Origin of the sequence: Nocardia sp. NPDC056541 (assembly GCF_042794235.1) — a bacterium.
Lineage (GTDB): Bacteria > Actinomycetota > Actinomycetes > Mycobacteriales > Mycobacteriaceae > Nocardia.
This window is the reverse complement of the sequence record NZ_JBHTUD010000036.1, coordinates 17,990-28,004: the sequence shown is the minus strand read 5'-3', so window position 1 is coordinate 28,004 and position 10,015 is coordinate 17,990. Positions and strand designations below refer to the sequence as shown.

The 10,015-nt window shown below is 66.6% G+C and carries 10 protein-coding genes; 7 read left to right on the top strand and 3 right to left on the bottom strand.

The window, feature by feature from the left end:
• Window positions 1-101 precede the first annotated feature (101 nt).
• The gene (locus tag ACFQ9R_RS33845; RefSeq protein WP_378996784.1) at window positions 102-1,724 is read right to left on the bottom strand and encodes a purine-cytosine permease family protein; all 1,623 of its coding nucleotides are present in this window, start codon (window positions 1,722-1,724) and stop codon (window positions 102-104) included.
• Window positions 1,725-1,917: 193 nt separating this feature from the next.
• On the opposite strand from ACFQ9R_RS33845, the gene ACFQ9R_RS33840 reads away from it, so the two are divergent.
• Window positions 1,918-3,147 (top strand): acyl-CoA dehydrogenase family protein, encoded by a 1,230-nt coding sequence (locus ACFQ9R_RS33840; RefSeq protein ID WP_378996782.1) that lies wholly within the window; start codon window positions 1,918-1,920, stop codon window positions 3,145-3,147.
• 43 nt (window positions 3,148-3,190) lie between these two features.
• Here the strand turns inward: ACFQ9R_RS33840 and ACFQ9R_RS33835 are convergent, their stop codons facing one another.
• Window positions 3,191-4,045: an alpha/beta fold hydrolase gene (locus ACFQ9R_RS33835; protein ID WP_378996779.1), complete on the bottom strand. Its 855-nt coding sequence runs from the start codon at window positions 4,043-4,045 to the stop codon at window positions 3,191-3,193.
• A gap of 67 nt (window positions 4,046-4,112) precedes the next feature.
• Here ACFQ9R_RS33835 and ACFQ9R_RS33830 point away from each other — a divergent pair, with 67 nt between their 5' ends.
• The 5 genes from ACFQ9R_RS33830 to ACFQ9R_RS33810 all read left to right on the top strand — a co-directional run bounded on the left by ACFQ9R_RS33830 (window position 4,113) and on the right by ACFQ9R_RS33810 (window position 8,315).
• Complete coding sequence (locus ACFQ9R_RS33830; RefSeq protein ID WP_378996777.1) at window positions 4,113-4,892, top strand: exodeoxyribonuclease III; 780 nt, start codon at window positions 4,113-4,115, stop codon at window positions 4,890-4,892.
• Window positions 4,889-5,383 (top strand): ribonuclease domain-containing protein, encoded by a 495-nt coding sequence (locus ACFQ9R_RS33825; protein ID WP_378996774.1) that lies wholly within the window; start codon window positions 4,889-4,891, stop codon window positions 5,381-5,383. Before ACFQ9R_RS33830 ends, ACFQ9R_RS33825 begins: the two co-directional genes overlap by 4 nt.
• Window positions 5,383-5,862, top strand: coding sequence for a barstar family protein (locus ACFQ9R_RS33820; RefSeq protein WP_378996772.1), 480 nt, complete (start codon window positions 5,383-5,385; stop codon window positions 5,860-5,862). Before ACFQ9R_RS33825 ends, ACFQ9R_RS33820 begins: the two co-directional genes overlap by 1 nt.
• 99 nt (window positions 5,863-5,961) lie before the next feature.
• Window positions 5,962-7,824 carry a VWA domain-containing protein gene (locus ACFQ9R_RS33815; RefSeq protein ID WP_378996770.1) on the top strand — a complete coding sequence of 621 codons (1,863 nt, stop codon included), beginning with the start codon at window positions 5,962-5,964 and terminating at the stop codon, window positions 7,822-7,824.
• Window positions 7,825-7,940: 116 nt separating this feature from the next.
• A complete protein-coding gene (locus ACFQ9R_RS33810) occupies window positions 7,941-8,315 on the top strand; it encodes a hypothetical protein (protein ID WP_378996768.1) in 375 nt (124 codons plus the stop codon).
• 9 nt (window positions 8,316-8,324) lie between these two features.
• Here ACFQ9R_RS33810 and ACFQ9R_RS33805 read toward each other — a convergent pair whose 3' ends face one another.
• Window positions 8,325-8,957 (bottom strand): TetR/AcrR family transcriptional regulator, encoded by a 633-nt coding sequence (locus ACFQ9R_RS33805; RefSeq protein ID WP_378996766.1) that lies wholly within the window; start codon window positions 8,955-8,957, stop codon window positions 8,325-8,327.
• A 103-nt stretch (window positions 8,958-9,060) separates the two neighbouring features.
• Between ACFQ9R_RS33805 and ACFQ9R_RS33800 the strand changes: the two genes are divergently transcribed.
• Complete coding sequence (locus ACFQ9R_RS33800; protein WP_378996764.1) at window positions 9,061-10,005, top strand: oxygenase MpaB family protein; 945 nt, start codon at window positions 9,061-9,063, stop codon at window positions 10,003-10,005.
• The last annotated feature ends 10 nt before the right edge of the window (window positions 10,006-10,015 follow it).

The following is a 10,015-nucleotide window of genomic DNA, read 5'->3' as shown; positions in this document are numbered from 1 at the left end:
GTCGATCAGGTGCCGTTGCGTAGGCGACGAAGGAGCAAGCAACGGTGCCTGATCGACGGGACCGAAGGGGCCGCGAACTCGAGCGCGCCAGCGCTCCAAAATTACTGCCTGGGGAGCAGGTGCTTGCCGTCCTTGTCCGTGGACAGCGCCAGTGAGCTGATGTACTGGATCTCGCCTTCGGGACCCGGCACCGCCGAGGCGATCATGTCCGGGCGCTCGAAGTCCATGCCGGTGACGTGGCAGGTGAGCAGGTCGCCCGAGGGATTGCCGTGTTCGTCGAACATCGGCGCCTCGATGCCGTCGTCGGCGCGTCGCAGGTAGTACTTGCCCTTGGTGGCGATCGCGGTGAGCGGAGTCGCGATGAAGGCGACCAGCACCGCGACCAGCGGCGAATACGGCTTCAGCAGTTCACCGAACAGGCCGAAGAAGGTCATGATCGACAGCACCGCCGACAGCCCGAAGCCGACCAGACCCACCGGGTTGAAGTCGTAGAGCATGCCGCGCCGGAACTCCGGCACCTTCGGCGAGATCTTCAGCAGGTACTTGTTCACCGCGATATCGGTGGCCACGGTGACGATCCAGGCGATGCCGCAGTTGGCGTAGAAGCCGAGGATGTTGTTGAGGAAGTCGAACATGTTCGCTTCCATCAGCACCAGCGCCACACCGAGGTTGACCACCAGGAACACCAGACGGCCCGGGTAGGTCTTGGTGACGCGGGTGTAGGAGTTGGTCCAGGCCAGCGAGCCCGAGTAGGCGTTGGTCACGTTGATCTTGACCTGGCTGATGACCACCAGCACCACGGCCAGCGTCATGGCCAGCCACCCCGGCACCATGTCCTTGTAGATCTCCAGGAACTGGTGCACCGGCTGGTTGGCGATGCCCTGCGCGGCGGGCAGGTTCGCGATCAGGTACACCGCGAGGAACAGGCCGACGACCTGCTTGGCCGCACCGAACAGCACCCAGCCTGGACCGGCGAGCAGCATCCAGCCCCACCACTTGGCCCGGTTCTCGGGCGTGCGTGGCGGCATGAAGCGCAGGTAGTCGATCTGCTCGGCGATCTGGGCGATCAGCGACAGGCATACACCGGCGGCCAGCAGCGCGCCCGAAACGCTCACGCCCTCACCGTTCTCGCCGCCGTAGGCGAAGAACGAACCCACCGAATCGGGGTGGCGCACCAGCAGGAAGCCGAACGGCGCCACCATCAGCAGCAGCCACAGGGGCGTGGTCCACACCTGGAGTTTGGCCAGGGTGTTCATCCCGTAGATGACCAGCGGGAAGATGATGATCGTGGAGGCGAGATAGCCGAGCCACAACGGAATTCCGAGGCCCAATAACAGGCCCTGCGCCATGATCGAACCTTCGAGCGCGAAGAAGATGAAAGTGAACGACGCGAACACGATATTGGTGATCACGGAGCCGTAGTAGCCGAATCCGCTGCCGCGCGTGATCAGGTCGAGATCGATGTTGTAGCGCGCCGCGTAATAGGCGAGCGGAAATCCGGTGAGCATCACGACCACGGCGAAGATACCGATGCCGATCAGGGCGTTTCCGGTGCCGTGGGCGATGCCGATATTCGCGCCGATCGCGAAATCGGCGAGGTAGGCGATGCCGCCGAGTGCGGAGATGCCGACGACGGCGGGGCTCCATTTGCGGTAGCTCCGCGGGGCGAAACGCAGCGTGTAGTCCTCGAGTGTTTCTTTGGCGGCAGTATCTGCTCCGGCCATTTCCCTCTCTCCTTCATCCGCTGCCGCACGTAACCGGCGACTCACAGACGGTCCTGCATAGATGTAGACGCGAATTTTCCGATCCGTTACGCCGCTGTTACGCAGCCCGATGGTGACCGGGGTCACCGAAACGGCTCCGCAAAAACAAGCACGCGTGTATGTTTTTGGGCGGAGCGAGCGTCAGGAGACGACAGTGTTCGAATGGTCCGAGACCGATCTGATGATCCGCGACGCCGTGCGGGCGTTCATCGACAAGGAGGTCCGGCCGAACCTCGACGCCCTCGACAGCGGTGAGATGCTGCCGTATCCCCTCCTGCGCAAGCTGTTCAGTCAGTTCGGAATCGATGCGATGGGTGAGGACGCCGTCGCGAAGATGCTCGCCAAGGAAGCGGCGGGTCCGAGCGAAGGTGGCAAGAAGGCGGGCAGCCCGTTCGGCGATCAGCAGTCGATGATGGCGGTGCTGATCAGCGAATTATCCGGTGTCTGTATGGGTCTGGTGTCCGCCCTCGGGGTGAGCATCGGGCTGGGCGCCACCACCATCATGACGCGGGGCACCCTCGCGCAGAAACAGCGCTGGCTGGCCGACATCGTCACCCTGCGCAAGGTGGCGTCGTGGGCGATCACCGAACCCGATTCCGGCTCGGATGCGTTCGGCGGCATGAAGACTCGCGTCGAACGTGACGGCGAGGACTACATCCTCAACGGCCAGAAGACTTTCATCACCAACGGCCCGTGCGCCGACGTGATGATCGTCTACGCCAAGCTCGACGAGGGTGACGGCGCCGGCCAACGCGACCGCAAGGTGCTCACGTTCGTGCTCGACACGGGCATGGAAGGCCTCACCCAGGGCAAGCCGTTCAAGAAGATGGGCCTGCACTCCTCACCCACCGGCGAGTTGTTCTTCGACAATGTCCGGCTCGGCAAGGACCGGTTGCTCGGCGAGACCGAGGAACACCAGGGCGGCGACGGAAGAGAAAGCGCCAGAGCCAGTTTCACCGCCGAGCGGATCGGCGTCGGGTTCATGGCGCTGGGCGTGATCGACGAATGTCACCGGCTCTGTGTCGATTACGCGCGCAACCGCACGCTGTGGGGGCAGGAGATCGGGCGCTTCCAGCTGATCCAGCTCAAGCTGGCCAAGATGGAAGTGGCGCGAATCAACGTGCAGAACATGGTGTTCAACGTGCTCGAGCGCGCTCGCGCGGGCAAGCCGCCGAGCCTGGCCGAGGCCTCGGCGATGAAGCTGTACTGCTCAGAGGCCGCCACCGAGGTGGCGATGGAGGCGGTGCAGTTGTTCGGCGGCAACGGCTATATGAGCGAATACCGGGTCGAGCAGCTGGCCCGTGACGCGAAGTCGCTGATGATCTACGCGGGCAGTAACGAGATCCAGGTGACCCACATCGCCAAGGGACTGCTCGGGAAGTGAACCGGCCCCGGCCGCGAACAGTGTTGTCGCGGCCGGGATCTCATCACACGGCGCGCAGGTGTCCGCGGCTGGCGTAGATGTGCTCGGCGATCAGCGTGGCGATCCGGTCCGGCGCCTCCAGCATCGGCACATGCCCCACCCCGTGCACCAGGATCCGATCCGCCGACTCGGGCAGTTCGCGCAGGTAGCGGGTGGCGTACACGCTGTTGGGGATGATCCGGTCGTATTCGGCGAGCAGCATCCGCACCGGGGTGCTCAGCTCGCCCAGGTCGTCCATGCCCGGCGCGCGCAGGCTGCCGAGGATGAGCGGGATCATCGCCTCGCAATGCAGGACGGCGGTGAGCAGGGTCGCGAGATCACGGCGCGCGACAGCACCGGTGTGCTTGGCGACCAGCAATGCGGCCACCTGCTGCACGAGCGCGTTGTTGATCGCCGCACCACCGAGGCGTTTGCCGATCTCGATGAAGGGGATCATCGACGCGAACTTGACGCCGATCCTGACCTGGCTCAGCGAAGGCGATGCCCAGCCACCCGCCGCGGCGATGGTGGTGAGTGTGCGAGCCCGGCCGCGTCGCGCCAGCTCGAGTCCCACCCAGCCGCCGAGCGAATTGCCCGCGATATGACAGGTGCGCCAGCCCAGCTCGTCGAGCTGATCCTCGATCTGATCGGCCAGGGCGTACACATCCAGCGCCCATCCTTCGACCTTCGGGCCACCCCAGTGCCCGGCGAACGCGGGCGCGTACACCTCGCAATGTGCCGACATCCGCTGCGCGACCTGCTCCCAGCAGTGTGGCGACAGCAGGAATCCGTGCAGCAACAAGACCGGGTCGCCGGACCCGATGTGCAACGCCGCGACGGGCGTGGGGCGGGCGGTGGACTTGGCGGTGCGTGACGTCATCGTCATCACCCCTTCCTGGACGACGGTGTCCGGGGGAGCATCCCTGCCTGCATTGTACGGTCGTACGGTGCCGATAATCCTCTCGACTGTGAACGTTAACGGGGTCCGTGCCGCTTCGACCAAGGGCATGACAGCCTGGTTGGCGGCGACCGAAGCCGACATCGTCTGCCTGCAGGAGACCAGGGCAACCGATGCGCAGACCGCGGCGGCGCTGGCCCCCGCGCTCGACGCGGGTTGGGTCCTCTCCCACGCCGAGCCCGAATCCAAGGGCCGCGCGGGCGTGGGGATCCTGTCGCGGCGCGCCCCCGATGCCGTGCGCATCGGGTTCGGCAGCACCGAGTTCGCGGCGTCGGGCCGCTATATCGAAGCCGACTTCGGTGACGTCACCGTGGCGAGCGTCTACGTGCACTCGGGGGAGGAGAACACCCCCAAACAAGACGAGAAATACCGGTTCATGGCCGAGCTCGGCGCGTACCTGAAATCGCGCACCGGCGAGTTCGTGGTGAGCGGCGACTGGAACATCGCCCCCGCCGAGGTCGACCTGAAGAACTGGAAGGGCAACCAGAAGTCGGCGGGCTTCCTGCCCGAGGAGCGCGCCTGGATCGCCGAACTGCTCGCCGCGGGCTACGTCGACGTGGTGCGCGCCCTGCATCCCGGCGTCGCGGGCCCCTACAGCTGGTGGTCCTACCGCGGCCGCGCCTTCGACAACGACTCCGGCTGGCGCATCGATTACCAGCTGGCTCTCGGTGAGCTGACCGGGCGCGCCAAGCAGGCCGTCGTCGAACGGGCCGACGCCTACGACCAGCGCTGGTCCGACCACGCGCCCGTTACTGTTCAGTATCGATGACACTCTCACGCAAGACTCTCAGCCTGCTCGGTGGACTTGTCCTCGTCCTGGCGGCCATCGGCCTCACCGTGTTCGGCGGTCGCGGTAGCGACAACACCACCGTCACGTCGACCACGCGTGCCGTCGCCGGCATCACCACCACCGCGTCCGCGCCGAAACCTGGCCCGCCCGCCGGGAATTCGTCGGCCTCACCGGTCACCAAGACCGCGGGTGTGCCCGACCGCGCCTATGTCACCCTCGTCGAGATCGACGCGGGGCGTTGGCCCGGCTCGGCGAACGCGCAGGGCACCAAGGGCGGCGAGCAGTTCATGAACCGGGGAACCAAACTGCCGCCCAAGGATTCGGCGGGCAAAGCGGTGAAATACCAGGAGTGGGATGTGAATCCCAAGCAGCCCAATCGCGGTCGCGACGCCGAACGCATCGTCACCGGCAGCGACGGTTCGGCCTGGTACACCGGCGACCACTACGAAACCTTCACGAGGATGCGCTGATGACTCCGCGAATGACGCTGTCGCAGTTCCTTGCTCGCCCCACCCCCGAAGCACCGGCTGCGACCGCGCCGCCGGTGCTCGGTGCGCTGCCGGTGGACGCCAACCAGTTCAGCGGCGTCCGCTACGACGCCCCCGCCGACTACCGCGTGCGCGAACTGCGGGGAACCAAGATGCGCACCACGGCAGAGCTGTTCGACGAGTTCGCCGCCGCCTTCCAGTTCCCGTACTACTTCGGCGCCAACAAGGACGCCTTCGACGAATGCCTGCGCGACCTCGACGATTTCGTGGGCGACGCCCCGGGCTATGTCGCGGTGATCCGCACCGCCGACGACCTGCTCGCCGCCGAACCCACCGAACGCGCCTGGTTCGACTCCGCCATCCGTGATTGCGCCGCGTATTGGGCGCGCCGCGAGGTCGCGTTCCGTGTCGTCTTGCAGGGCGATCCGGAGAAATTCGACGCGGTTTCGCTGACAGACTGACGTCCAGCACGCATCCGTAAGGTTCCTTATGCGCGGTTTGTCCGGCTAGGGTCGGTCCCTGGTGCGTCGAGATCCGGCGGATCGGGACGGAGCTCTGCCGTGCGTTTCGCGAAGGTGATCGGTCTGGCGACGGCGGGAGCGATCGGCCTGCTCCCGCTCGCGGTTCCCGCGTTCGCCGCGCCGACGCAGACCCAGTACGCACCGACCATGCTGGTGCTCGATGCCTCGGGTTCGATGCTGGCGGCCGATCCGGGCGGCGGCACCAAGATGGACGCTGCGAGGACAGCCGTACGCGGTTTCGTGACGACCGCGCCCGCCACGGCGAAAGTCGGACTGTCGGTCTACGGCACCGGCACTGGATCCACCGACGCGGAAAAGCCCGCGGGATGCCGGGACGTCTCGGTGCTCGTACCGGCCGACACCATCGACAAACCCGCGCTGACATCAACCGTCGACAGGATCACCCCCAGCGGTTTCACCCCGATCGGCGCCGCACTGCGCACCGCCGCGGGCGCCCTGCCTACCGAGGGCCCGCGCTCGATCGTGCTGGTCTCCGACGGCCTCGACACCTGTGCACCGCCCGACCCGTGCGAAGTAGCCCGTGAACTCAGTGCCGACGGCGCCTCGATCGTCGTGCACACCATCGGTTTCGGGGTCGATGATGCCTCGCGCGCCCAGCTCATCTGCATCGCCGACACCACCGGCGGCACCTATACCGACGCCGCCGACGGCAAGGCGCTCGAGCGGGTGTTGCCCCGGGTGAGCACTGCGGCATTGCGCGACTACACCGCGGCGGGAACCCCCGTCGAAGGCGCTGCCGGATACCAGGACGCACCGGCGGTAGTGCCAGGGCAGTACCTCGACACCATCGGGCAGAAGAAGCCCCGCTACTACGCGGTGGACGTCCCCGAGGGGGCGACCGCGTACTTCAGCGGGACCGTCTCCTTCCCCCGTGGTGAGAACGCGGTGAGCTCGAACAACAGTCTGCGCCTGCGGGTCGCCGGCGTGGAGGGCCAGGACTGCAACGCCTCCGAACAGGAGAACGCCGTCCGATCCACCGATGGCGTCGCGCTCACGGTCAGCTCGCAATGGACCGGCGCGACCGATGCGAAAGACGGCACCGCGCGCACCGACAAGTGCAAGGGCGGCGGCCGGTACTACTTCAGTGTGGAATGGTCGGGTGTCGCCGACAACGCGCCGGCGACGCTGCCACTGGAACTTAATGTCACCGTCGAACCGGGCGTCACCGACGGCGGCCGCCCGGCTGAACCCGAACCGGTGTCGTTCACCGCGCCGAGCGGTCCGGTCGTACCGTTGGCCGGTGGCGGCTCGTTCAACGTGGCAACGGCCCTCGACGGCTCCGGCGTCTACGGCGACACCGTGCAGCGCGGCGAATTCGTCTTCTACAAGGTGAAACTCGACTGGGGTCAGGGCTTGGCCTATCGAGTGCGTTTCCTCGAGACCCCGGGCCGTGGCCTCGACAACGTCTCGGTCGTCACCACCACGCTGTACACGCCGTACCGTAAGGAGGCCGCCGACGAATTCGCCAGCTACAACGGTGCGCCCGACATTCTGCCCTCGAACAAGCAGGCCTTGGCCATCCCCGAGGTTCGCTATCGCAACCGCGAATCCTCGGACCGGGAAGTGTCGGAGAACGCGCTCGCCGGGTGGTACTACATCGCGGTGAAAGTCAGTCCGACACAAAATGATCCGGGTGTCGTTCGTCCCGTGCCCGTCGAGCTGGATGTCGTGGTGACCGGAACGCCGGAGGTGGGCCCCACGTATCGGGCTGTGCCCGGTTCCACCGATAGCTCGATCGAGAACGTGCCCGACACCGCGCAGGCCGCCGACGACGACAACTCCACCGCACTGCTCGGTACCGTCATCGCCGTCATCGCGTTCGCCCTCACCATCGGCGGTGTCATCGCGATCACCGTGCTGCGCAGACGAACTCGTCGATAGCGCAGTGCTCCGCCGGATGTTCTGATGCCACTGCAATTGACGGCTGTCATTGCCTGATCAGTCCGTTTAACGTCTTCGCGGAGCGGCCATCCAGGGTTGCCTGTGAGGAGAACTTGATGAAGCGAGTACTGGCCGGCGTGGGTATCTTCGCCGCTGTCATGGTGGCGTCGGCCGGAATGGCAACGGCCGATAGCGGTCTCGCACCCCAGCGGTCGGATGTCGAGCTGGTCGCTGAGGCGTCCCCGGGATCGAGCGACCTGGTCGGCAACCTGCTGCGCGCGCTGTCGAGCGGTTCCGCCGCGGAATGCGACGGCGTCATGCTCGATGTGTGCGTGCCCCTTCCGTCCCAGCCTGCGAACGGTGCGCAGATCGCGGACAGCGGTTCCGGTACCGGCTCGGTGCAAAATGTGGACATCCAGTTCTGGCGCCTGATCGGCTGGCTGAGCAACGGGTCGTCGGCGCCGTGCACCGGCGCGTGCTTCCCCCTGTAGCGGGATCGTTCAGCGGTAGCGACCGGCGAGGTCGTCGCCGAGCAGGACGAAAACGTCGGTGATCTGGTCGATCAGTTCCTCGCGGGTGAGATCGAGGTCGCCCGCGAGCCAGGTCGTGAGGGTCTGGGTCAGGCCGCCGACCAGGTAGATCGCCCGGAAGTCGACCAGGTTCTGTGGGACGTCGCCGCCGTAGAAGCCGGTGCCCTCGGCGGCGACCAGCCGGGCGAACGCCCGCACCGTCCTGGCGGTACGGGCGCGAAGCTCCGGGGTGGCCATTCCGGCGATCAGCGCGGCCCTGGCCTTGCGCGGGTCGTCGGTGAGCACCGAGATGCCCGCGTCGATCGCGGCGTGGGCCTGAACGCGGCTGTCGGCGGGCGCGGTGGCCAGTGCGGTGGCGATCGCCGCGGTGAGTTCGTCGGCGATGCGGTCGAGCAGGGCTGCCAGGACGTCGTCGCGCTTGTCGAAACTCTCGTAGTAGTACCGCTCGTTCAGGCCCGCGCGCGCACAGAGGCCGGCGACGGTGAGTTTGGCATCGGCGGCGACCAGGTCGAGCGCCGCGTCCAGCAGCGCGGTCCGCCGCTGGGATTGCCGCTCCTGCGCCGAAACGCCACCGTATGTCCGTTGTGCTGCCACAGCGTCCATTGTGCGTGTTGCCGCCCTCTCGCGGTGTTTTGGTAGAGACTCTTGCCAGAATATCAATTCTGGGGGATTCTATTGCCAGATGCACTCGACGAGGAGGCGCAACATGGCCACACGGCAGGGCGAACCCGGATATTTCGCCGACGATTCGATGATCCGGCGGGTGATGAGCAAGCGTGCGGTCGGTCTCACCTACGGTGTGCGAGCGCTGGTGATCGGCGCGGTGCATCCGCTGCTGTTCGTCGGCACCAGTGAACACACCGCGCATCGGGAAACCCCGTACACCCGCTTGGCCATCACCGGCGCCCTGTTCGAAGCGGTGTTCCTAGGCAGCAAGGCCGAGGCCGATCGCGCGCTGGCCTTCACCCGGCGCAAGCACGACGCGGTGGTCGGCACCCTGCCCGAAGACGCGGGCGCCCACCATCCGGCAGGCACCGCCTACGCGGCCCACGATCCGCACCTGATGTTCATGACCATGGCCTTCACCTTCGATTCGGCCGAGGTGATGTACGACCGCCTGGTCCGCGAACTCACGGCCACCGAGCGCGAAGACCTCTACCAGGACTATGTCCGCTGGGGTGAACTGTTCGGCATGCCGCGCGACGCCGCACCCGCCGACTACCCGGCCTTCCGTCGCTACTTCGACAGCTACCTGAACTCGACCGAACTGTTCCTCACCGAGGAGGCCGAACTGGTCGGCTCCTATCTCGCGGGCCACCGCAAGGCGTACCGGCTGCGCCCGCCCGCCGAACAGGTCGGTACCGCGCTGTATCTGCTGGTCCAGGGCAGTCTGCCGGCGCGGATCAGGCAGATGTACGGCATCGAGTGGGGGATCTCCGACGAACTGGCGCACCGCGCGCTGTGCCGCAGCATCCGCACCGCCCATGTCGTCCCGCCGCTGGCGCCCCGGGTACTGGCGGGCACGCTCGCCGGGCCGAGCGCCCCGTCCTATCAGCTGCTCGCCCGTCGCGAACAGCGCATGGTCAAAACGGGCCACCCGAGCATGCCCGGTGTCGATCCACGCAACTGGGTGCAGCGAAATTCCGCTTGAGCGGCATGGA

What these genes read in the sequence shown, in the direction of transcription:
- ACFQ9R_RS33835 (WP_378996779.1), bottom strand. Translation starts at nt 4,045, where the DNA reads ATGACGTCACGCACCGCCAAGTCCACCGCCCGCCCCACGCCCGTCGCG.
- ACFQ9R_RS33800 (WP_378996764.1), top strand. Translation starts at nt 9,061, where the DNA reads ATGGCCACACGGCAGGGCGAACCCGGATATTTCGCCGACGATTCGATG.
- ACFQ9R_RS33810 (WP_378996768.1), top strand. Translation starts at nt 7,941, where the DNA reads ATGAAGCGAGTACTGGCCGGCGTGGGTATCTTCGCCGCTGTCATGGTG.
- ACFQ9R_RS33805 (WP_378996766.1), bottom strand. Translation starts at nt 8,957, where the DNA reads ATGGACGCTGTGGCAGCACAACGGACATACGGTGGCGTTTCGGCGCAG.
- ACFQ9R_RS33820 (WP_378996772.1), top strand. Translation starts at nt 5,383, where the DNA reads ATGACTCCGCGAATGACGCTGTCGCAGTTCCTTGCTCGCCCCACCCCC.
- ACFQ9R_RS33825 (WP_378996774.1), top strand. Translation starts at nt 4,889, where the DNA reads ATGACACTCTCACGCAAGACTCTCAGCCTGCTCGGTGGACTTGTCCTC.
- ACFQ9R_RS33845 (WP_378996784.1), bottom strand. Translation starts at nt 1,724, where the DNA reads ATGGCCGGAGCAGATACTGCCGCCAAAGAAACACTCGAGGACTACACG.